The following is a 23,998-nucleotide window of genomic DNA, read 5'->3' on the forward strand; positions in this document are numbered from 1 at the left end:
AGTGTTACATTTGAAAGCGAAGAAAATAATTACTTTTGTCCTGGCATGTACGATGGTGTTCTCAGCAGTTGGAACGGCAGTTCTTCCTGTAGGGACGGTATCTGCTGCGGATGCATCGGGTACTACAGCGAGTGTTTCTGATATTTTGAAGAACCAGCTGCCGGATGGAGGTTGGAGAAAAGATTATAAACAGACAAGTGGAGAGTGGGCGAAGTCCACGATAGACAACAAGGCTACATACTCAGAAATTAGAAGATTGGCGAAGGAATTTAAAAAGACAAATGATCCGCGATACTCCACAGCTGCAATCAAAGGGATTAACTTTTTGATCAACATGCAGTATTCAAACGGCGGATGGCCACAAGTTTACCAAAGCTCCGGATATCACAAGCATATCACTTACAATGATGATGCCATGATTAACGTAATGATCATGCTGGATGAAGTAGCAGCACGCAAAGGTGATTTCTCGTTTATAGACAGCACACTTGCTAACCGTAGTAAAAATTCAGTTGCCAAAGGTGTGGAGGCGATTTTGAATACACAGGTCGTTTCAGGTGGTAAGCTGACAGCTTGGGGACAACAACATGATTCCAGTTCCCTTAAACCAGCGAGCGCAAGAATCTACGAAGTGCCATCGCTGACAGCTGGAGAGAGTGTAACGATTGTTAAATTTCTGAAAACCAGACCTGCTAACGCTAAAATTACCGCATCCATTAAAGGAGCGGAGGCTTGGTTTAACAAGGTGAAAATTACGGGGTACAAATATGAAAGAGCTAATGGAGATAGTAAAATTATCGCTGATTCCAAAGCAGCACCAATTTGGGCACGCTTCTATGAGATAGGAACAGATAAACCAATCTTTATTGGTCGTGACGGGGTAGTTAAATACAAATTAAGTGATATTGATAAAGAAAGAAGAGGCGGGTATGCATGGTATGGCAACTGGCCTTCCAAGCTGTAATTTGTAGTATGCTTCCGTTTTAATGAACCAAACTCTTAGTAGTTAAAGGTAAAGCCTGAATCGACATGGACGTCTGGTTCGGGCTTTATTGTTATTATTTTCAGTGTTGACATGATAGATTCCACATGATATATTACTTCTTGTCGCCGATATTGATCACGGAGATACAATATGCGGTCGTGGCGGAATTGGCAGACGCGCACGGTTCAGGTCCGTGTGGGCTAACCCCCGTGGAGGTTCGAGTCCTCTCGACCGCATCTAATAAAAAGACTCCTTAAGCGTTAGCTTAAGGAGTCTTTTTTTGCTTTTTTTGATATAACACTAACACTAGATTTAGTATCCAACAGGTTAGTGCTTAGCTGCACGTACAGCAAATGTCTTCCATTAGCCATACGGAACGTTTATTGTGCTGCGGTAACATTAACGCTGTCAATATTCGGTCCTTCCGATCCAGTGGTAACCACTTTCAATGTATTGGTCCCCGTGTTCATGGGGACCTGTATTGTTTTTTCAACCCAAGTGGACCAGCTTCCCGTAGCCGGAAAAGGCTCGTTGCTGATGACTTTGGTTCCATTAACAAAAATGTCGAGGTTACGGGTTCCGCTTTCCAGCGCATAACGAAACTTTACGTTTTTGGTACCTGTAATTGTGTTATTAATGCCGTTCCATTGAATGGCTGAACCAGTCATCGCATTGAAGTTAACATACCCGGAGCCAGTGTAACCAGGGTAGATCGTTTCAATGGTAGCATCCGTAAGAGTTGTTCCGGTCTCGGCTTCATAAGTAGTGCCACTACCTGTATTTCCGCCGTTATTCCCGCCAGTAATGTTGGCAACAAACGTTGTTACGCTCTGAGCCGGGAGCTGTGCCGTGAAGGCCCCATTGGATACGTTAAGCGAGGCCCCGCTTGCCAGGTTGCGACTGCTGTCCGTAATCCATGAGGACACCGTGGAGGCATTACCATTTTGCAGAACGAATTTTTGGCTTGTGGCCGAAGTTCCACGGTTAATTGCTACGACAACGACCTTGTTATCCCCTTTGTAGGCAGAAACAAATGTGTTCGTATCCGGGTTTTTGGTTGCATCCACTCTGAGATAGCCAGGACGTACAAATTTGGAGAAATGGGCCATATTATATCCGCGTTTGCTTATGGTACCGTCCTCTTTCATCGGACCATACTGTCTGCGGATGTACCACCACACATAGGCCTGGAAATCACCTTCTACCATGGCATTGTGCATGTGATAGGAAACGTCTAATGCTTCAGGCCAGCGGTCTGCTGAGTTGTTGTCACTGTTCGGAACATACACCTCAGTCATCCACAGTTCTTTGCCGGCTCCTTTTTGCTTAAAAAGAGGGTAGGCAAAATTCGAAATCTGGGTTCCATACGTATGTGCTCCCAGAATGTCCATGTTGGCAAGTGCCTGCGGATCATTCAGGATGGGGTCGGATATATTCTTTAAGTACTGGAAGGATTCAGGCGCCATGACTTTGGTACCTTGGATGGACCCGGCATTTTCTTTCATGAATCGAAGGATCTCTTGTGGAGTCCACCAGGTCCAGTCATGAGCATAATCCGGTTCGTTTTGTACCGAAATGGCATACAGATCTACGCCGTTATTTTTCATGTAGGTTACAAAGTCGTTCAGATGTTGCGCATATGCAGTATATTTGTCGTATTTCAGACGTTTGGCATTGGTGTCCCCATTGCGGTTGAACGTTTCAACCATGCTGCTTGGAGGATTCCACGGGGATGCGAATACGATAGCTCCTTTTTCAATAGCCCGTTTGGCAGTGGCAACTTCACGATACCAGTTATTGGAATCTGGATCAACGTAGATCCTGAGAATTGAGAAGCCTAACTGATTCTGGTCATTACCAAAAGCAGTTTCACGTTGAGCGGGCGTCAGATCACCAATCCAGGCAGGAAGGTTAATGCCCCCAAAGCCCTTGATCAGCTGTTTTTCCGAGGACAAATTAATGTTGGCATCGCTGGCTGCTGACACATTTGTCGGGGTTAACATCAAAGGCAGGGCTGTTAAACAGGCCAAAAGAACATTAATCGTCTTTTTTAGTTTGAATTTCACTACTTTCATCCTCCTCGATAGTGGGAAATGGTTACATAGAGAAACCGTGACCAGAAAAACAAACAAGAATAGCGGATTGTCTGGCATTTATTTTATGTAAACCCTTTCAAAACCTCCTTCCATAAATCATAGGAAAGAAATGCAGCACATAAGCTCTTTCATTTGTTGATTCTACTAAATAATTCCTAAACTGAAAACCTGACAAATTACAGTATTTTTTCTAATTAATCTCTATTTTCTAACTGTTCAATGACAGTTCTTGTCTGAATGCTAAGGAGGAAACGGGAATGATGGAGATCTTCACTTGAGATAGAGGTCTTCAAGGGCGGGGATATTATCATTAAGGAAGGCTTTGGCTTACATATTCCTCCCTTCATTATCAAACAATGAGATCACAGAAGTTACAGGGGAGGGAATCATGATGAAGGTACAGAGAAAGAATTATCGATTCATTGCAGGTATCATGGCATTATTGATTGTGTTTTACGCAGTCTTATCGGCGGGAGGGCCTACAGCAGCAGCTTCAGAGTCTCCATCGAATCATAAACGGTTAGCAATTATCATCGATGACGTCGGAAATGACATGAAGGGAACGGCAGAGATTCTTGCGATGCCAGTTAAACTAACGGTAGCGGTTATGCCCTTTTTGCCAACAACAAAGAAAGATGCGATAGCTGCACATGAAAAGGGGATGGATGTGATTGTGCACATGCCCATGGAACCCAAGAAAGGAAGACCTGAATGGCTGGGCCCCGGTGCAATCACATCCAATCTAACAGATGAAGAAGTCCGCTCACGCGTGGAGAAAGCGATTGATGATGTGCCCCACGCCATTGGCATGAACAATCATATGGGTTCCAAAATTACTTCGGATAAACGCATCATGTCCATTGTGCTCGATGTATGCAAGGAGCGGGGCCTCTTCTTTGTAGACAGTCGTACGAACTTTCGCTCCGTGGTGGGGGAACTGGCCATATCCAAAAATATGCCACCTGTAGGTAATGACATTTTCCTGGATGATCAAAACTCCAAGCAACACATTCGCAAGCAACTGGACCTGGCTGCTCAGCGTGCGATCGACAAGAATATCTGTGTTGTCATTGGTCATGTCGGTCATTCAGGGATGAACACATCCGCAGTAATTCGTGAATCCGTCTCCCGTCTGCAAAATCAGGTTCAATTTGTTGGAATCGGTGATCTGGTTCGAGATGTGTGGCAATGGCAATCTGCTCCTACACTACCGACAGATAATAAATAATACCATTGGCAATGGACTGGGCGATTCGTTTTTGCTCAGCGGGGTCACTCATTCTGGCTCGATCTGCCGCATTGCTCAAAAATCCGGTTTCGACGATGACGGCAGGTTGCTTCACGTAATTCAATATATAAAAGGGCTTGCCCCATACGACCCCGTGCTCCGTTCCGTACAACTTGTTCATGGCATCCTGAATGGATTGGGCCAGCAAATAACTCCTGGCTTCTTTCTGGTGCAGTACCACCGGGCCGTGTGCTGTGGATCGGGGACTCCAGTTCGCATGAATGCTGACCACGATATCTGTACTTACTTCTTCGCTAAGGCTTTTACGTTGGGCAAGATCTCTGGTATGACGGGAGCGGCTGTTCAGCCAGCGGTTCTCATCACTAAGTGCATAATCACCCAGTCGATTGATGATAACGGCATACCCTTTGCTGCGAAGCAGGAGATAGACCTTTTGGCTAATGGCCAGATTGATATCTTTTTCCAGCACACCTTGGGCTGACGTACCACCGTCAATACCGCCATGGCCTACATCGAGCAGGATAACGGGTGCTGCAAAGGCATGATGACTTGAGCGATAAGCATCTCCATCGGTCACTGGCAGCATGGATGGACTGTTCTGGGACGGGGCTGCTTTTCCATAAGCGACATGGGGCAGCAGGGGAAGGCAATGGAAGCTGATTAACAAGGCTACCGAAGCGGTCAGCAGCTTATGCATGGGAATACACACTCCTTCATGAAATAGGTATCGAATGCAGATTAACGACTCGTTGGATACCTTTGGCATTAGACTGTGCATTCTGAGGGTTTTCATACTTCTTTCAATAAAAAAATGTTTAACTAGTACACATCCTGCACACAATAGAACTATCGTAAGCTCCGCGAATGTGCAGGAGCGAAGGAGGCAGATGTTATGGCCAAAAGTGATGAATTGGTAAAATACATTACGCAGCGGGTTGTTCATTATATCGATACGCCGAAGGATGAGCGGAAAGGCCGAACAAAAAGGAAAGAGCCGTGGGCGATGAAATGGTTTGGTATGATCCCTTTCGCTGTTTCCCTGTGGGTGGGGAAAAAGGAAAAAGAATTCGATACACAGTCTCATAAACGAAGTTCTTCGGGTAAAGGGTGACTATCGCTTACCTATTTCACTAATGTAAAGCAAAAAGACGCAATCCCTTAATAAATATGGGAAGGCGTCTTATTTGTTGTAGATGTTTATAGTTTTACACGTTATCTGACTGTATGTTAAGAATTTGCTGATGATCAAGGATTTAAGAGGTAAAAATGGCCATCTTGCTGCAATGTACTCAAAGGGATAAAGCGTTGAATGGATGATTTTCCACCTAGCGCTACATATAGAATGGACTCTGCTTCCTGATCTGTATGCCACAGCTGATAACCGCTAACGGGTAAAGGACCGCCGTATACGATATTACGATCACCCGCTGAGAAAACAATCCCTTGATTCTCCCCGTGTTGTATTACATCTTGTGCCCGGTCGGCAGCAACAGGCTTGGCGGTAATCCACAACAGATTGTCAGCCGGATTAAAGACGGGTCTGAGATAAAATGGATCGACTGATAAAGATGGCGTTGTGGACAAATCAGTTATGCTGGCAGAGATCTGTTTGGAATCAGCCTCCAGTAGGTTCAGGAACTCTGACGGTAGTACATCTCCGTTCGTAGCATCAATATAAAGTGCAGGTTGACTAGGTTGTTCCACTTTCCAATATGCCAGCAGGGGAAGAGCATAACCAAGATGAAGCTCTCCTCCGCCAGAAAGTAATGCCTCAAGGTTCACATGTTGTCGATCCAAGGCTTGTCCAAGAAGTTCATTGTTGTATGGTGACTGTTCTCCTTGACCATATTCACTAAGCATCATCTGTCCCTGTTCTGTGGCGGTAATAATCATGTATCCGATAGGTTTACCCTCAAATGCAGCTTGCACCAGCCAGCTATGTGTACCCGGCCCCAGAGGATAGAAGTCCAGGTCGGCGTTCTTCCAATTTGCTTCGCCGTTAGCCGTACCGAGTGTAACTGCTTGTTGCTCTGCAAATCGTTGCACAGCAGCGGGAGCTAGCTTGTCATTCTGGAATGCATGATTTTCGGGACTATATTCTGTGGATGATTCGGGGGACAGCGAAGACGCTTTTTGTTCCTCTGCATTGGCTATCGACCAAAAAGAGAATAGGGCAAGACAACTGAGCAAGCCCAAGGTTATACAGGTTGTTTTCCGAGGGTTGTTCCAACATGTATGAAAGAATCGTTTCAAATTTACACCTACTTTTCATTTATCCGTTACCTGAGCGGGTTCTAGTTTCATTCTAGGGGACAGGCTATGCAAAGGTTGCTGCAACCTGTCGGGCAGCTGATCATGAATAAACACTACTTTTGCCAGCATTTGCAGGAAAAGTAGTGTCTTCGTCTATCTTAAGTGAAACATGCCGCTGCTAATCGCAGTCACTTTCACTTTGGGTTCATATTGCCAGATCATCTCGGTCCGGCGTGTCTCGTATTGCAATTTCATGGCTTCACGATCGATTACCGCCTGCTTGGCTTTCTCTTCTTCGGCTTCTGTCTCGGTGTCGATCGGTATTACGGCCTCTGCGGCCAGTTCTACATCTGCTCCAATGGGTTTAGCGTTAGGTATATCCAGAACTTTTCTCAGGGGTACAGGTGGCGTGCGGTCAGAAGTGACTTTCCCCGTGTCTGAGGTTATGTTACCTGGTGATTCTACCTCAGGCGTATCTTCCCGGAGTACCGCCTCATAGTAGGTGTCCAACACGTCCAGCTCCAGATCAAGCCGCTCTTGGGCTTTCTCTGCCCAGCTATAATCGAGTTCCAACAAGCGGTTCGTCAAATGAGATTCCAGAGCAGCTCCGGCATCGGATAACGAAACTTTAGCTGTCTGCACATGCATGTTCTCCGCGAGCCTTGGACTGAGATCACGTCGGTTCAGCTTAGTGCCGAATTTTTCTATAATCTCACCCGAGCGAAGGGAGATGCCGAGAAAATGCAATTCCTCCCGTTTCAAATCACAGGCGAATTCTACCTTGAAACAGACACCAAGCCAAGGTTCATATACGGCTGGCGCTGTAGCGCGTAATTGCCGTTTGGGAGCCTGTTCGAACAGGTTCACGAAGGCACCGCCTTCACGGGCAGCGCCGAAAATCTGTTGGAGCCTGCGACTGCCATACACCACTTCTTCACGCAATATTCGACCTGGCCCCAGCTGTGGCAGCGATGGCGTAATACCGAAGTAACGACCCAGAATGGTATCTTTCGGTGGCTCACCTGGGGTATTCCCATTGGTTACGCCATTCGTACCCGCAGGGTCAGTTACAACCGGAGGTGATGTTTGCGCTGCTTTGGCTTCTGCTGCTTCAATGGCCTGCTGATAACTGTCAGGATCAAATATAAATGTAAAGGACATCGTCTCAGCGGGTGCTCCGGTTCGTTCCACGAACCCCCAATAATAGGGGCGATTGGTCAACGCTTTGTCTGCCTCAGGCGAGAGTTTGACTGTAACATGGGCAGGGGAACGCTCCATAATTTGACAATCCAGTGCTTCCAGATAGGTGAGAACATAAGCCTGCACTTCATGGGGAGACATGGTCATGAGTTAGCTACCTCCTTTGCGAAGATCCAACAACCCGGATACGGCAGGCCCTTCATCTGAAACCTCACGTTGAATAGAGTTCAACGATTGTCCAAGTGAATCCATTTTGCGGCGAATATCTTCATCAGTTTGTGATTCCAACATGATTTTGTACAAACTTTTCTCAATAGACTCCTTCTTCTCCAGCCGTTCCAGAATGACATCCAAGCCGCCGATCACCATCTCAAACATATTGATCTTCTCATGCAGCAAATTCAAAATATGTTCCTCTATGGTTCCAGTCGTGGATAAATTGAAGATGTTCACGTCATTTTGCTGTCCCAGCCGGTGTACCCGACCGATCCGCTGCTCTACCCGCATAGGGTTCCAAGGCAGATCAAAGTTGATCATATGATGGCAAAATTGCAGATTAATGCCCTCACCACCCGCTTCGGTTGCAATCATGGCCTGCACACGCCCGCGGAAGAGATCCATCATCCAGTCTTTTTTGCCTCGATTCATGCCACCCCGATAGGGTACAGCCGTGAGCCCATTGTTGCGGAAATAGTTTAGCAGATATTCCTGCGTGGCCCGGTATTCGGTGAAGATAATTACTTTTTCATTCATGTTGCGAACCAGTTCCATCGTTTTCTCCGCTTTGGTATTCTCCTTGATCGCTTTAATATGGGCAACGAGTTCCCAAATCTTGTCCCGAAGGGGAGAGTCCAGCGGAAGTTTCTTCGACAGATTAACAAGCGTCACGAATACAGCATCTCGACTGCTGCACACTTCACGCTGCAATGTAACAAGGGAGAGCATGCTACTCAGGTTGCCGCCAGCTTCCTGGTACTGGTCTTTAACAAAGGAAGTCACGCCATCATATAGCGCTTGTTCTTCGGGCGATAGTTGCAGATTCACGTTGGAGACATTCCGTTTGGTAAATTGAACGGGGCCTTCGCCGCGGCGGTTACGAATCATGACTTTGGATAACTCGTTCTTAAGCTGTTCCTGATTTTTCGGAACCCGTTTGTCTACAACAAAGTTGGCTGCAAAATCACCCTGACGACCCAGTTGACCGGGCTTCAGCAAGTTGATTAGATTGAACAACTCGCTCATATCGTTCTGCACAGGTGTAGCTGTGAGCAGCAGACAATACTTTTTGCGCAATTTCAGCATGAATTGATAGTTGGTTGTTTTCTTGTTTTTGAGCTTATGGGCCTCGTCAATAATGATCATGTCGTAATCGGTATTCAGCAGCATATCTTTATGCGGGTCACGTTTGGCTGTATCCATGGAAGCAACAACGACTTCATTTTGCCAGGAATAAGCCTTTTTCTGGGCAATCGCAGGGATGCCAAACTTTGAATTCAATTCCCGTACCCACTGCAAGACAAGAGACGCCGGGACGAGAATGAGTACCTTGGATACGAGACCCCGAACCATATATTCTTTCAGAATGAGACCGGCTTCAATGGTTTTGCCAAGACCCACCTCATCGGCGAGAATGGCCCGGCCTGACATTTCAAATAATACTCTGCGTGCAGTGTCCATCTGGTGAGGAAGTGGAGTAAGGCCTTGCAGATGCTTCAAACACTGGATCTCGTCAAAATTGGGAATCAGATTGGTTTCTTCGGCTTGAATGCCCAGTTGGAAGAGTCGATAATCCCCCCAAGGACCTCCTTTATCCAGTCGTGATTCCAATTGATTAATCCAGCTTCGATCAAATTCCAACGGAACGGGCAGCTCGGCTACAGGTTGATTGGTGTGGTGCGGGTTTTTCCGGTTCATGGTGTTTCCTCCCCTGCCATACGTGATGACGTTTTATTCGTAGGTAATAGTATGGACGAATGAGAGGTAGTTCATAACTATACAAGTTGAACTACAGTTTATTTGCACGAACACTACGATGACAGAACAACCTTCCAATCGCTGTTATCCCCAGATTTCTTTGATTCCCTTTTCTGGAGGGGAAATCCGGTGATAGCGTATGCTTTCGATGCAGCTTTCTTTCAGAAAGCTTTTAGGCGAACGCTTCGCTTTTTCAGGTTTTTTCTGTCCTCTCTGTTGATGTGCAAATGATTAGTTTAACTTATATTGAACCCAGAAATTTAGTAAAGGCACATGTTTTTTTGTCCTAAAAAATTCACAGGTTTTGTATGCGTGAGTCTAAGGGTGTGTGAAGAAGCTTGTCCGAGCAGGAGAGTCCAAAAAATAAGGTCTGTGATAAAAGTCATATAGAAAATCAATATATGGTGTAATATACTGGTTTTATATCACTATATGTGGTGTTTCATCATAATTTGCTTTTATAGTGAAAATGGAGCTTTATACTGGGGAGGTTGAATGTAGCGATGAAATCGAACCAACGATCGTACCAATTAGAAGGACTCAGCGAAAAAATATTTCTGGACCGATACGCCTGGAAGGATGCTGACTCGAATCATGCCAAGGTCGGAGATGTGGTACTGGTATTAACAAAGGATGATCCCAAGTTTCCAACCAAGGAAGTGGGCGAAATTATAGAACGTCAGGGTCAGCTCGTACAAGTAAGGACTCGAAGCGGAGAGATCATCGAGACCAGCGTGGAGAAACTGACACTCAACATTGAAAAAACACCGGAAGAGATGTGGAGCCGGCTTGCCAAAGCCATGGCCTCTGTTGAATCCACAGCAGATCAGCGGGCAACGTGGGAGTCCAAGTTCCGCTCCGTGTTGGAGGATTGGAAGTTAGTACCCGGAGGGCGTATTGCTGCGGGAGCGGGGGCAAGCGATGAGCTGACACTCTTTAATTGTTATGTCATACCGTCTCCGCAGGACAGTCGGGGTGGCATCATGAAGACCTTGACCGAGATGACGGAGATTATGGCACGTGGGGGAGGCGTGGGTATTAATCTGTCCTCGTTGCGTCCTCGCCGAGCGGTGGTGAAAGGTGTCAATGGATCATCCAGCGGTTCCGTATCGTGGGGCGGATTGTTCAGTTATACGACAGGACTGATTGAACAGGGCGGAAGCCGGCGGGGTGCGCTCATGCTGATGATGAATGACTGGCATCCGGATGTGCTTGATTTTATTACCGTGAAACAAACGATGGGGCAGGTGACCAATGCTAATCTGTCTGTATGTGTGAGCAACGCCTTTATGGAGGCTGTCAAGCAGGACGGAGATTGGGATTTGGTTTTCCCCGATACGAACGATCCAGACTACGACACGGAGTGGAACGGGGATATGCAGCAGTGGAAAGCCGCAGGTCATTCGGTGGTACACTATCGTACGCTGAAGGCTCGCGAAATCTGGCATACCATTATTGAATCAGCCTGGAAATCGGCAGAGCCTGGTGTGGTATTCATGGAGTACTATAACCAGATGTCCAACAGCTGGTACTTTAATCCGATCATTTGTACTAATCCTTGCGGTGAACAAGGCCTGCCTGGCTGGGGTGTATGTAATCTGTCAGCGATCAATCTGTCCAAATTCTATGATGAAACAAATCATGATGTGGCATGGGATGAACTGGCGGAAACCACTCGCATCTCGGCTAGATTTTTGGACAATGTCATCGATGCAACACCATATCATTTTGAGGAAAACAGACTGAATCAGCAACGTGAACGCCGGGTGGGGCTTGGCACGATGGGGCTGGCAGAGCTGATGATTAAGCTGCGTATAAGGTACGGCAGTCCTGAATCCCTTGAATTTCTGGATAAACTGTATGGATTCATGGCGAAGGAGGCTTATCTGGCATCGACAGAGATTGCAGCAGAGAAGGGAGCTTTCCCTGCTTTCGAAGCTGAACCGTACTTACAGAGTGGATTCATGAAAAACATGGTTGCGAGATACCCTGAAGTAGGAGAGGCCATTCGCAAACAGGGCATTCGAAATGTCACACTGATCACACAGGCGCCAACGGGAAGTACAGGTACGATGGTGGGCACATCAACAGGGATTGAACCGTATTTCGCCTTCAAGTATTTCCGTCAAAGCCGTCTAGGTTATGATGAACAGTTCGTACCCATTGCGCAAGATTGGCTGGATGAACATCCGGGTGAAGCTTTACCAGACTATTATGTGACAGCGATGGATCTGTCTGCTGAGAATCACATCCGAGTGCAGGCTGCGATTCAGCAATGGGTGGATAGTTCAATCTCAAAGACGGCCAACTGTCCGGCTGATTTTACGGTGGAGGATACGGCTGAGCTGTACGAACTGGCCTTCGACCTTGGCTGTAAGGGAGTAACGATATATCGCGACGGCAGCAGGGATGTGCAGGTGTTGTCCACGTCGAAGAAGGAAGAGACCCATTCCGAAGATCAGAACACGGCGGAAGCAAAAGAGAAGACGGACGTATCTGCAATATATAACCCGAATAATATACGAGGGCAGGCAGGTGTTGAAGCGTTCAGTAGCGAGGTTGATGTTGAGACTCTTTCTTCTGATCAAGCCCCTTCTTCTGCTACAGTGCTGGATAAACAATACAGAAGCCGTCCTCAAGTACTGCGCGGTGCGACATACAAAATCAATACGCCATTCGGGATGGCTTACATTACGATCAACGATCTGGAGGGAACGCCGGGTGAGATCTTCCTGAACGTGGGCAAAGCGGGATCGGACGTGTTTGCCATGGCTGAGGCACTCGGTCGAGTATGCTCTCTGTTCCTGCGATACGGAGATCATGGGCACAAGGTTGAACTGTTGATTAAACATCTCAAGGGAATTGGTGGTTCGGGAGCGATTGGCTTCGGAGCCAACCGGGTGGAATCGATTGCTGATGCCGTCGCCAAAGCATTGGAAAGTCATGTACAGAGCGATGTGCAGGAGAACGAAACTAGAGCATTACAAGAACAGAATCAAGTGGAGAGCACGTATCCAAAAGTGGAAGATCAGAAAACCTTTACCGAATCGAGAGATTTATGCCCTTCATGCGGCTCGGCATCCCTGATGAATGTGGAAGGTTGCAAAACATGCAGCAACTGTGGGTACAGTAAGTGCAATTAAATACCTTTTGAAAAAAGAGAAAAAGAAAGGCACTCCTGACTCCATTACGAAGTCAGGAATGCCTTTTCGTCATTTAGCTAACTAACACCAATCCTGGCATCGATCTGCAAGTGATTGCAGTTCATTAAATAAAACGCCAGCATGGTAGCCGTCGCACACGGCGTGATGTAACTGAACGGATAAGGGAAGATATACTTGATCGTTTTGTTGAACATATTTCCCCATCGTGAAAATAGGCAACAAGTAGGTTCCCTCATTGTAAATATTCAGATTAAATCCAGTAAAGTTCACCCAGGGAATGCTGGAAACGGGAAATGTATTTGGCGGTTCATTGGGTTTGGCAACAAATTGTTTGTGATCTTTGTAATTCTTCATATCTTCCAGATAACGAATGTGGAATGTCTCGAAATCTTCATGGAATGTCGTCCAGATCGTTGAGAAACTCTTGTCGTCCTCATGAAAAATCGTATAACTCGGAGACATTTCGTCCCAGTAGCCCAATCTCCCCTCGGCATCAAAACAGGTTCGGAATTCCCTGTGTGCATTGACGACCGTAGAGATCATATGAATAAGAGCGGGATAGAACTTCAATCCTTTAAGCTTCAGTTCGTTGATCAATAGAGTGATATCCAGATTAGCAGTTATGCTGTAAGTACATCTGACCTGATTCAAGTAGTGGTCAAAGTATGGCTTTCGATCCCACTGATCTAACACGATTGAATTAAACATAAGTTATAACCTCCTAAATTTGAATATTGCCTTCATTTAGGAGGTATATTTGACTGATTTGACCATATCCTATCACATTCCCAGTATCGTATTTTTAGAAATTGACCATCTCAGTATAACATGATACTGAATGTGTCGCTTATAGCGAAATCCTCTGCAAAACGCTTTTTCAACCAGATTTTTTACTTTATAATTAAAGTTGTGTTTATAACGAAGAAGAGAGGGGATTAGATGCGTCAGCCGATAGAAGAACCCATATTTTATTCTTATCCTGGAATGGTAGCGGTGGTGACTTCACGTCATGAGGGAGTCCAGAATGTGATGGCGTCCGGATGGCATACATACATCGGATCATCACCAGGCGTATATGGCATCTCCCTTCGTAAGGAAACATACTCCTATGAACTCATTGAGAAGAGCGGCGTATTCGGTGTTCATTTCCTGCCAGGTCATCGATCGGAGTGGATTCAAGCTGCAGGAACGTTCAGTGGGAGAGATACGGACAAATTCACAAGATTCGGCATTCCGTATGAGGAAGGAATCAAGGTAAGTGTACCCATTTTGACAGATGCTTATTTTGCTTATGAATGCAAGGTTATGGAGATTACGACATATGGTGACCATGAATGGATTGCAGGCGAAGTATTGCAGCGATATCAGGATCAGAAGTACTTTCTGGAGAATGGAATGGTTGATCTGGAGAAGTTGCAAATCCCAATGTACACAGGGCGTTCAGCATACCGGATCATGGATGCGAGGACAGAAGAAAAGATTCACCCGTTCCACCTCTAGGGTCCTAGGCAAGAAGAAGCAATTATGAGCAAAACTTTCAATCCGGTCTGACATAGGTTTATAATGGATATTGGCTGCTGAGCAAGTCGGCAGCCTTTTGTTATGAATTCAATTGTTTCAATCGATGTGTGCGTGGGTATGCTGGTTTGCGCAAGCGGGACAGGTAATTTTAGCCACTCGATGAAAAGTACTATATTTAACGACAAAATTAGAGTATGATTTTACAGCTATATGAGCTGGCAGGAAAGGTTACATCGGTTTAATCGTTTGTAACTATTCCTGTAAAGTATGAGGCTTATTTCGGGCGTATAATGCTAAACGTGAACTCACGAATGAATATAAAGAATATTTTAATAATTAACTTAATGGACAGGCAACTCGTCTTCTTTAAGATTATAGAATTCACACAGAATGTCGCATCATCGGATCGTGCTTCAAACAGAAGCTTTTCTTATGTTGTAAATGAAAGATGGAAGGTGCAATACGTATGTTAATGACAACCAGAACGATCAGGAGTTCCTTTATGCCCCCAACACCGATGTTGTTGACTCACAGTAACAAGGAGGGGCATGCATGTCACAATCGTTAAATCGTAAGAGACATATGAACGGACTTGACGGCTTGCGAGCCATCGCTGTACTTGCGGTAATCGCGTATCATCTGAATTTGGATTTTATTCCGGGCGGACTGCTCGGTGTAGGTATATTCTTTGTTCTCTCGGGATATTTGATTACAGATATTCTCGTGTCACAGTGGCAGGAACATGGACGCATTTCACTCGGTGATTTCTGGGTAAGACGGGTAAGGCGTTTGCTTCCAGGCATGCTGACCATGACAGCTGTGGTGATGATCTGGTTGGCTTGTACAGACCCGTCCCGGCTTGCTGCGCTTCGTGGTGATATCGTTTCGGGTGTATTATACATAAGCAATTGGTGGTATATCTTTCACAACGTTTCCTATTTCGAAAGTTTTGGCCCTCCATCACCGTTTGGACATTTCTGGTCACTGGCTGTGGAAGAGCAATTTTATCTTATATGGCCTCTTCTACTGATCGCAGCAATCGTAGTGTTCAAAAGAAAGGGATGGCTGGTCGTCTTCATTGTCGTCGCAGCTGAATTGTCTGCTGGCGCAATGGCCATCATGTATAATCCGGATCTGGACCCGAGCCGTGTATATTATGGAACAGACACGCGGGCATTCGCACTTCTTGCCGGTGCTGCTCTTGCCGTGGTGTGGCCTAGTCGCAAGCTGTCGAACTCTCTGTCTGGCATGAACCGGCTTGTGCTCGATGTGTCGGGACTTGCTGCGCTCGCTTTGTTAATCTACATGATGTTGAACAGCAGTGAATATGATCCGTTTCTGTATCAAGGGGGCATGGTGCTTCAGGCTATTGCAACAACGTTGCTGGTAGCGGTGTTGGCTCACCCATCGTCTTTCCTGGCACGTATCATTGGCGCGAAGCCATTACGCTGGATCGGAGAGCGATCCTACGGATTATATCTGTGGCATTATCCTGTCATTCTGTTAACCAATCCCGCGGTGGATACGGGAGGAGCACATCCTGTACGAATCATTTTACAGGTTGCTGCAACGGTTGTACTGGCCTCATTGTCCCTTAAATATATTGAAAATCCGATTCGGTACAACGGATTCCGTGATTCTTGGTCCCGATTATGGGGAAGAGGGCGGTCAACGATCGGTATACGTAACGTATGGTGGAAGCGGGCAGGCCTGTTGATGACGATTCTGTTGTTGTCCTATACGGTATCTCAGATGATGGTCTCACATGCAGCGAACTCTGACTCCCATTCGGTATCGATGTCCAACACATTGAATGGAGAGAATTCCGTGGTGGAGGAACAGGGACAGGATGTGTTGCCAGCTATTACAGCGACGTCAGGCTCTGGTCAAAAGAACGATGCTCATACCCATAAACCGGAAGCAGGGACGAAAGATGATCCGGGGAAAAACGAGAAGCCAACAGGAGAGTCTGCTCCAGACTCAAAACCTGACGACCAAGACAATGCAGTGAATGCTGGCAAGGACGGTCAGTCTGAAGATAAGCCGGCTGATGACTCCGTGACTAACGAGAATGATACACCAGATGACGCTGGAGCGAATCAATCCGATAATACGGATCATACAGATGATGCACCTGATTCATCTCAGGACAATGAAGAAACGGCTCCTCCTGCCCAGGATGGCAAGGTTCATTATACCGTCATTGGAGATTCGGTGATTTTGGATGCAAAACCGTTTCTGGAGCAAAGTATATCGGGAGTGTATGTGGACGGACATGTCGGTCGTCAGATGTGGCAGGCAGGTGATGTATTGGAAGGTCTGAAGCAAAACAACCAAATGGGCAGCAAAGTGGTGCTGGAGCTCGGGACGAATGGTTCCTTTAACTCCAAAAACTTGAATGCTGTGCTTGATTATCTGAAGGATGAGGATCACGTATATCTGGTTACTGTGCGTGTACCTCGTCCGTGGGAACGAACGGTGAACAGGGCTTTGAATGAGGCAGCATCCAAATACAGCAATGTCTCGTTGATTGACTGGAACAGTGCAAGTCAGGGACATGACGAATATTTTGAAAAAGACGGCGTACATCTCACTACGCAAGGGTCCGAAGCTTTTGCAGATCTGGTGAAAAACAGTATCCAATAATACGCAATCCATATTTAATACGATTTAGCACTTATTCATTATATATAGCCTGGGTTGAAGCTACCGACGGCTGCAACAAGAAAGAGCTCTCATTGTGAGGGCTCTTTTTAGTTGTTATGAACAATAAGTCAGCAAAGTAAGTTCCAAACAGGGGAACCGATATTTTTCACCCCTGCATCCGTGGATCGTCACCTTACGGTATGATAGCGTTAACATTTACAATAAGTGTATTCAAATCGCCGAGGGGGATTATAGAGATGTTGAAAAAATGGCTTTCGGGTTTCCTGGCAATAACGTTGTTCTCCATTATTCTGGCTGGCTGTGCTGGCGGGGACACTTCAGAAGGAGGCAGTGGCAATGACAAAGTAACCGTCACTCTCTGGCACAACTGGACCGGACAGGATGCAAAGGCGGTTGCGATGCGCAAAATAATTGAAGATTTTCGTGCGGCGCATCCAGATATTGAAGTTGTGGATGAAGGCCTGCCAACAGATGGTCTCAAAACCCGGCTTCGTACGGTGGCAGCTGCCAACGAGATGCCAGACCTGTTCGTGATGTGGCCGGATGCCATGACGAAGGAATTTGTCAAAGGGGATCTGTTACAGCCCATTAATGCAGAGCTGGACGCAAAGCCGGAGTGGAAAGATAACTTTATCCCGAATGCACTGGACGGATACACCGTGGACGGGAATATCTACTCCGTGCCCATGAATTTGGCGCCGAGTTCATTCATTTATTATAATGAAGCTCTTTTCAAGCAGTACAACGTAAAAGTACCTGAGACATGGGCGGAACTGGAACAAGCGATTGCTACTTTTAATCAAAATAAAGTCATTCCCATGGCACTTGGCAACAAGGCCAACTGGGTAGCTCAATCAACGATATTCAGTACACTGGCTGATCGGATTACCGGCACAGACTGGTTCTTGAAAGCGGCAGCACAAGAGGGTGCAAGCTTTACCGATCCACAATTTATTGAAGCCTTGAACAAGATGCAGGAGCTAGGCAACACCAAGGCATTCCAGGATGGATTCAATAGTATCGATGAGACACAGATGATGCAGCTTTATTTCCAAGGTAAGGCAGCGATGGTCATGAACGGCGGATGGGCCTTGGCAAATCTGGTGAACAATGCACCTGAAGAGGTGTTGAACAACACACATATTACGATTCTTCCTCCAGTGGACGGAGGTCAGGGTGAACCAAGAACAACATCCGGTGTAGTAGGAACCGGGTTGGGTGTAAGTAAAAAGCTGAGTGGTGCACAAAAAGAGGCAGCGATGGAGCTGTTCTACGCGCTGGCAGGACCAGATGGTCAGAAGGCCACATTGGATAGCAGCACATTGGTGAGTTACAAGATTGATCTGGACAAAACCAAAGCACATCCATTGTTCGTAGAATTATATGATTTGATGCAGGAAGTGAAGATCACGCCAGTATACGATTCCAAGCTGGGATCAGCAACGGTTGAGGTTATTAATAATGCATTGCAAGAGTTGCTTATGGGTGGCAAGGCTGAAGACATTGCGGCCAAAATTCAGGCGGCTCAAGCCAATGCAGTTAGTCAGTAACCATTCGTTAAAACCCCTTCCCGGCAGGGGAGGGGTTTTAAGTATGAATGGGATAGTCAGTTGCAAGTCGGTAAAGGCATTTATGGAAGGGAAGTGAACAGATGAACGCACTGCGCAGTCGGCGTTTTATTATGCTGGGGCTGGCCCCGGCAGTCATCATTTATGCATTGTTTGTATTTGTACCGGTCGTGTGGTCGGCATACTACGGTTTCTTCAACTGGTCCGGCATTGGCGCATCCAAATATATTGGTGTGGATAATTACATTGAGATCTGGCATGATCCTGTGTTCTGGCGGGCACTGAAAAATAACGTTATTTTTGTGTTGGCATCGGTATTTGGACAAATTCCGTTAGCGCTGATGCTGGCGGTCATATTACACAAAAGCAATCCGTTACAGCGGTTTCTGCGTTCAGCCGTATTTCTGCCGATGGTGTTATCCACTGTCGTTATCGGTATGATCTGGCAGTATATCTATCATCCGCAGATCGGGATATTGAACTTTCTGCTGGACGCACTGGGGCTTGAAAGTTGGAAGCTGCAGTGGCTTTCCGATGACAAGATTGCAATTTTCTCATTGGTACCGCCGCTGCTCTGGAGTTTTGTCGGGTTGTATCTAATTATCTTCATCTCGGCGCTACAGAATATTCCCGGCGAGATTCATGATGCTGCCAAAATAGACGGGGCTTCAGGAATTCGGAAGCTGGTATCCGTCTCTTTGCCCATGATCTGGGGTACGGTTCAGGTAGCAATTATTCTATGTATTTCGGGTAGTCTGAAATCCTTCGATCTGGTCTACATCATGACCAAGGGTGGTCCGGCACATGCGACAGAACTGCTTGCAACGTATATGTACAATTCAACCTTTACAACATACCGATATGGTTTTGGTAGTGCAATCTCAACAACCATCGTACTGATCTCCCTGCTGCTGATCGGAACAAGCCAGTGGCTAACCAGTCGCAAACGAAAAGAGAATCAATAGAGAGGAGGAGTTATCATGCAAGTGACACCTGTATCCATGCCATCACCACGAAGCGGCTCGGGCCATCCGATTCGTCGCCTACGTAGCGGAATTGTTTGGACGCTGCTAACGGTCTATGGTATTTTAACATTGTATCCGTTCTACTGGCTCGTGATTAGTGCATTCAAAACAAATGAAGATTTTTATAGCAGGCCCTTTGGACTGCCGGAAAACTGGAATGTTGCCAATTTCAGCAATGCATGGGAAAGCTCCAGGCTGGGGACCGCTTTTGGCAATTCACTAATTGTATCGGTTGGATCACTTATTCTGACGCTGTTTATTGCAGCGCTGGCTTCATTCATCCTGGCCCGTTTCCAGTTTCGCTGGAAAGGGTTAATCATGACCTTCTTTGTTGTTGGCATGCTCATTCCGATCCATAGTACACTTGTCCCCTTATTTATTTTAATGAAACAGATGTCCCTGCTAAATACGTACTGGGCCTTAATATTACCTTATACGGCTTTTGCATTGCCTACGGCAATTTTTGTGCTTACTGCTTATCTGACAAGTGTTCCACGTGATATTGAAGAAGCAGCTTTTATTGATGGAACAGGACTTTGGGGGCTGTTTACCCGGATCATGTTACCCATGTCCGTACCTGCGTTGTCAACGGTTACGATCCTGAGTTTCTTGCATGCGTGGAATGACTTTTCATTTGCGCTTGTATTCATCAACAAAACCGGATTGAAAACGTTACCGCTGGCCATTGCGAACTTTGCGGATGGGTATCAAACCGATTACGGATTAACGCTTGCTGCCATGACCCTGTCGGTCATTCCAACCATTATCTTGTATCTCGTATTCCAGGAACAGGTTATGAAAGGTATGACAGCCGGAGCTGTCAAAGGGTAAGCGAAAGCGCATCCAGAGGAGGAGAAACGTTTGGCACGCTGGCTCACATCTTCGTTACAAAGGAAGCTATCCGTCGTTGTGACGGCTTCAATGATTGTGCCTTTGTTGGCCTTGGGCCTGTTTGCCTTTCTAATCTCTTCCCGCATCACAGAGCAAAAAACAAAGCTGTCCGGCATGGATACGCTGAAACAGGTAGAGGCCAATCTTCGTTATATGTTGCAGGATGCCGAGAATCTCTCCATTTTCCTGATTGGAGAACGGGACATCCAGCAGTATCTTAGCCATAATGAAGATCATGAGCTGGACCGGGTGGATATTTTGGGCAGGATGACCAATCTGGCAGCTTCCAAGAAATATATTGCGAACATCGCCATATATCCAAGCCGATTCGATGCCACATTGTCTACGGCTACCTGGTATGAATCCAATAATTCAAGCTTATCTTATCCACCAGTGCCGAGCGGAGAAGCAGTGAAAAAATGGACGGGGGTATATCCGGTCCAGAATTATGCGGGTATACAAAATGTGATCACATTGGTTCGGCCGATTCGCAGTATCCATGATTATCGACCCATTGGCTGGTTAGCCATTAGTCTGGATGAGAAGGCCATATCCAAGGGATGGGCCGCTCTGGGATTAGGCAGAGGGCAAGGCAGACTGGAGCTCATCGGCAGTTCTGGAGAAATTCTGTCTTCGATGGACAAATCCCGGCTTGGACTTAAGCTGGAAGGTGTCGAACCAGGGATTTCGACGTTAATTCAGGATGGCGGTAGCGGAACCACCACGTATGGAAGTGGTGACGATAAACGGACGTTGCTCTATTATCCGGAAGAATTGACGGGGTGGACGTTGGTTGGAACGGTTCCTTATGACCAGTACAAGTCGGAGAATCGGTACATTCTTATTCTAACCGGCTGCGCCGTTGCGATGTCTGCTGCGATCAGTGCTGGCTTGGTCTGGTTTACGGTGCGGCGTGTGACGAGGCCGCTTCGTGTGCTTACCCGGCATCTGTCCCGAATTGATCCGGAACGTCCGCTTCCTTTGTTTCGATCTGAAAGTGATGACGAGATTGGCAGGCTTGGGGAGAGTTACAATCTGCTCGGTGCACATATTCAGTTATTGAAGGAAGAGATTATTCGAGGTGAAGCTCGCAAAAAAGAAGCGGATCTTCGTGTGCTTCAGGCGCAGATTAACCCGCACTTTCTGTATAACACGCTCTCTTCAATTCATTGGATTGCCTTGATGTCTGAAGAGAAGCGGATTGCAGATATGGTTGAGGGTCTGAGTGATTTTCTGCGTATCAGCTTGAATAATGGTCAGGATTACTGCCCTGTGGAACAGGAGATCGCTCATATTCGCCATTATGTGCGTGTGCAGTCGATTCGTTTCCCTGATCAATTTGTGTTGCATTATATCGTAGATCCAGCGCTTGAGAAGCGAATAATGCTGAAGCTATTGCTGCAACCGCTTGTTGAGAACGCCATGATTCATGGCATTCAGCCCAAAGCAGGCGTGGGCACCATCACCATAATGATTCGCAAGGACCCGGATAATGAACAGATGAATGTGCTGGTGCTGGATGATGGTGTCGGCATGGAGCCGGACAGGCTGGAACAATTAAGGACAAGCATTAGGGAATGGAAGGGAAAACAGCCGGAAAAACAGCTAAACCAAGGCGGTTATGGGCTCTGCAATGTAAATGAGAGGCTGCTGCTCCATTATGGAGTGAATGCACAGCTTGAAGTAGACAGCAGGGTTGGGGGAGGTACCCGGATTTCGTTTTCCATTCCAATCTTGGAGGGTTCGCCATGAGACTATTAATTGTTGATGATGAAGTGATTATCCGTACAGGGCTTGCCAGCGTTATCGCTTGGCATGAACTCGGAATTGAACTTCTTCAACCTGCTGCCTCGGCAGAGGAGGCGTTAACACGCATGGCAGAGGAACGTCCGCATATCCTGATGACGGATATTCGGATGACAGGCAGATCGGGGCTGGAACTGGCAGAAGAGGGACTGCGATTGTTACCTGAGCTGGAGGTCATTATTTTGTCCGGATACGATGACTTTTCTTATGCGCAGCAGGCGATACGCCAAGGTGTTACAGATTATCTGCTCAAAACAAGCAAGCCGGAAGAGATCATTAAGACCGTATTACAGGCCAAACAGCGGATCACGGAACGTTGGGCAGAGAAGTCCAGAGAGGGACAGCTTATGCGGGAGAATCGGGAGCGTTTATTTGCTGGGTGGATCATTGACGGTGACACCGCTTCGGGCCAATTTCCTTCATTTCTGCGATCTGATGCTGGAATAGAGGCAGCGATTGATGGCCTTGATGATGAACAGATTCGCAGACAAGTCATTGTTCTTCTAGCAGAGGGGTGGAATCGATCCTCGGATGCGCTATTACGATTTGCGGTGCAGAATACCCTGGAGGATATGTTACCTGGTGCCATTGCTCATGTAGAGAAACAGCAAATTATCTGTGTAGTTTCATGGCCGCCTGTGGAACATGAAACTACGTTCAGGCTGGAGATTGCATTACGTCGGGTGGAGCAATTACTGAAGTGCACCCTGCGCGCAGCGGTAGGTCTGCCTGTGCGTGGATATGCAGATCTGCACGAAAGCTACAGAACTGCTTCAGCTGCTTTCCGATATCGAGGTTTGATGGATGATAAAGTATGGCATTATGAGCACGTTCAGGATCGCCAAGGTGGTAAAACTGTACTTACGCACGAAGAGGAGACCACACTTGGTTCAATATTGCTGGATAATGATTCAGTGAGGTTAACGACATGGACGCGAGAACTGGTGGCTAATTTGATTACAGAATCGGAGGTCACGCCAGAATCGTTCAGTGCTTGTCTGCACTCTGCGGTCATTGCAGGTCATCGCTGGCTTACCCGCACAATGCGAGCGACAGGGCGTGAAGAAACCGCAAGGCTCGAACCCTGGTTGCCGGAACCGGATGCCGGAGCTGTAGATCTTGGGGATATGTTGTTCCACCATCTGTATGGTCTGATGCATGTCTATCATAGCCGAATGGGTCAGGGACAGGCTGCCCATGTGCAAAAGGCTATTGGTTATATTGAATCTTCATTGGCGCAGGATATTAATCTGCAGCAGGTAGCTGGACATGTTCATTTGCATCCGGGTCATCTCAGTGCACTGTTTAAAAAAGAAATGGGTGTGACCTTTGGAGATTTTGTCACCGATATGCGTATCCGAAGAGCGATGGATATGCTCGCGGTGTCTCCAGCGAAGATCAGTGAAGTCGCTGCTATCAGCGGCTACGAAGACGTGAAATATTTTAGCAGGCTGTTCAAAAAACATACCGGCAAGACCCCGAGTGAATATCGAGAAGAGGCGCTGTCGTTCAAACCTTCGGGAAGTTAGAAATGAGCAGACCAGGCAGCATGTCTTGCATTTCTGCAAACGTTTTCGATAGGGTATTACTCAGGGTTAT

Annotated in this window: 17 protein-coding genes and 1 tRNA gene; 12 read left to right on the forward strand and 6 right to left on the reverse strand. The window is 46.7% G+C overall.

Features of this window, described 5'->3' with window-relative positions; genetic code table 11:
• Position 1: 1 nt before the first annotated feature.
• Together pelA and ACETMN_RS10940 are read left to right on the forward strand one after the other, a co-directional pair.
• Positions 2-964: a pectate lyase gene (pelA, locus tag ACETMN_RS10935; RefSeq protein WP_091017485.1), complete on the forward strand. Its 963-nt coding sequence runs from the start codon at positions 2-4 to the stop codon at positions 962-964.
• Positions 965-1,137: 173 nt separating this feature from the next.
• Positions 1,138-1,221: transfer RNA gene (locus tag ACETMN_RS10940), tRNA-Leu, on the forward strand.
• Positions 1,222-1,365: 144 nt separating this feature from the next.
• On the opposite strand, the gene ACETMN_RS10945 is transcribed toward ACETMN_RS10940, so the two are convergent.
• Positions 1,366-3,060 (reverse strand): carbohydrate-binding protein, encoded by a 1,695-nt coding sequence (locus tag ACETMN_RS10945; protein ID WP_373419847.1) that lies wholly within the window; start codon positions 3,058-3,060, stop codon positions 1,366-1,368.
• Positions 3,061-3,514: 454 nt separating this feature from the next.
• On the opposite strand from ACETMN_RS10945, the gene ACETMN_RS10950 reads away from it, so the two are divergent.
• A complete protein-coding gene (locus tag ACETMN_RS10950) occupies positions 3,515-4,309 on the forward strand; it encodes a divergent polysaccharide deacetylase family protein (protein WP_373419859.1) in 795 nt (264 codons plus the stop codon).
• Here ACETMN_RS10950 and ACETMN_RS10955 read toward each other — a convergent pair.
• Positions 4,284-5,027 (reverse strand): N-acetylmuramoyl-L-alanine amidase, encoded by a 744-nt coding sequence (locus ACETMN_RS10955; protein ID WP_091017483.1) that lies wholly within the window; start codon positions 5,025-5,027, stop codon positions 4,284-4,286. The two genes, ACETMN_RS10950 and ACETMN_RS10955, sit on opposite strands and share 26 nt — an antisense overlap.
• Before the next feature lie 195 nt (positions 5,028-5,222).
• On the opposite strand from ACETMN_RS10955, the gene ACETMN_RS10960 reads away from it, so the two are divergent.
• Positions 5,223-5,441, forward strand: a complete 219-nt coding sequence (locus ACETMN_RS10960) for a YqzE family protein (RefSeq protein WP_036609606.1) — start codon at positions 5,223-5,225, stop codon at positions 5,439-5,441.
• Positions 5,442-5,575: 134 nt separating this feature from the next.
• Here ACETMN_RS10960 and ACETMN_RS10965 read toward each other — a convergent pair whose 3' ends face one another.
• The 3 genes from ACETMN_RS10965 to ACETMN_RS10975 form a co-directional block, all read right to left on the reverse strand.
• The gene (locus ACETMN_RS10965; RefSeq protein WP_091017481.1) at positions 5,576-6,526 is read right to left on the reverse strand and encodes a hypothetical protein; all 951 of its coding nucleotides are present in this window, start codon (positions 6,524-6,526) and stop codon (positions 5,576-5,578) included.
• A 210-nt stretch (positions 6,527-6,736) separates the two neighbouring features.
• A complete protein-coding gene (locus ACETMN_RS10970; RefSeq protein ID WP_091017480.1) occupies positions 6,737-7,930 on the reverse strand; it encodes a YqhG family protein in 1,194 nt (397 codons plus the stop codon).
• A 3-nt stretch (positions 7,931-7,933) separates the two neighbouring features.
• A complete protein-coding gene (locus tag ACETMN_RS10975) occupies positions 7,934-9,697 on the reverse strand; it encodes a DEAD/DEAH box helicase (RefSeq protein ID WP_091017478.1) in 1,764 nt (587 codons plus the stop codon).
• Between the two features lie 563 nt (positions 9,698-10,260).
• Here ACETMN_RS10975 and ACETMN_RS10980 point away from each other — a divergent pair.
• A complete protein-coding gene (locus ACETMN_RS10980; protein WP_091017476.1) occupies positions 10,261-12,900 on the forward strand; it encodes an adenosylcobalamin-dependent ribonucleoside-diphosphate reductase in 2,640 nt (879 codons plus the stop codon).
• 81 nt (positions 12,901-12,981) lie between these two features.
• On the opposite strand, the gene catA is transcribed toward ACETMN_RS10980, so the two are convergent.
• The gene (catA, locus tag ACETMN_RS10985; protein WP_307537893.1) at positions 12,982-13,629 is read right to left on the reverse strand and encodes a type A chloramphenicol O-acetyltransferase; all 648 of its coding nucleotides are present in this window, start codon (positions 13,627-13,629) and stop codon (positions 12,982-12,984) included.
• 231 nt (positions 13,630-13,860) lie between these two features.
• On the opposite strand from catA, the gene ACETMN_RS10990 reads away from it, so the two are divergent.
• From ACETMN_RS10990 to ACETMN_RS11020, 7 genes are all read left to right on the forward strand, one after another.
• Positions 13,861-14,421 (forward strand): flavin reductase family protein, encoded by a 561-nt coding sequence (locus tag ACETMN_RS10990; protein ID WP_076318443.1) that lies wholly within the window; start codon positions 13,861-13,863, stop codon positions 14,419-14,421.
• Between the two features lie 573 nt (positions 14,422-14,994).
• Positions 14,995-17,088 (forward strand): acyltransferase family protein, encoded by a 2,094-nt coding sequence (locus tag ACETMN_RS10995; protein ID WP_411736138.1) that lies wholly within the window; start codon positions 14,995-14,997, stop codon positions 17,086-17,088.
• A 257-nt stretch (positions 17,089-17,345) separates the two neighbouring features.
• Positions 17,346-18,659, forward strand: a complete 1,314-nt coding sequence (locus tag ACETMN_RS11000) for an extracellular solute-binding protein (RefSeq protein ID WP_036609593.1) — start codon at positions 17,346-17,348, stop codon at positions 18,657-18,659.
• A gap of 101 nt (positions 18,660-18,760) precedes the next feature.
• Positions 18,761-19,642 (forward strand): carbohydrate ABC transporter permease, encoded by an 882-nt coding sequence (locus ACETMN_RS11005; protein ID WP_091017467.1) that lies wholly within the window; start codon positions 18,761-18,763, stop codon positions 19,640-19,642.
• 15 nt (positions 19,643-19,657) lie between these two features.
• Positions 19,658-20,533 (forward strand): carbohydrate ABC transporter permease, encoded by an 876-nt coding sequence (locus ACETMN_RS11010; protein WP_091017465.1) that lies wholly within the window; start codon positions 19,658-19,660, stop codon positions 20,531-20,533.
• Positions 20,534-20,563: 30 nt separating this feature from the next.
• Positions 20,564-22,345, forward strand: coding sequence for a sensor histidine kinase (locus ACETMN_RS11015; protein WP_411736139.1), 1,782 nt, complete (start codon positions 20,564-20,566; stop codon positions 22,343-22,345).
• Positions 22,342-23,928 (forward strand): helix-turn-helix domain-containing protein, encoded by a 1,587-nt coding sequence (locus tag ACETMN_RS11020; RefSeq protein ID WP_411736140.1) that lies wholly within the window; start codon positions 22,342-22,344, stop codon positions 23,926-23,928. The genes ACETMN_RS11015 and ACETMN_RS11020 overlap by 4 nt, the downstream gene beginning before the upstream one ends.
• The last annotated feature ends 70 nt before the right edge of the window (positions 23,929-23,998 follow it).

It is taken from the genome of Paenibacillus sp. M2, assembly GCF_046713495.1.
Classification (GTDB): Bacteria; Bacillota; Bacilli; order Paenibacillales; family Paenibacillaceae; genus Paenibacillus; species Paenibacillus amylolyticus_B.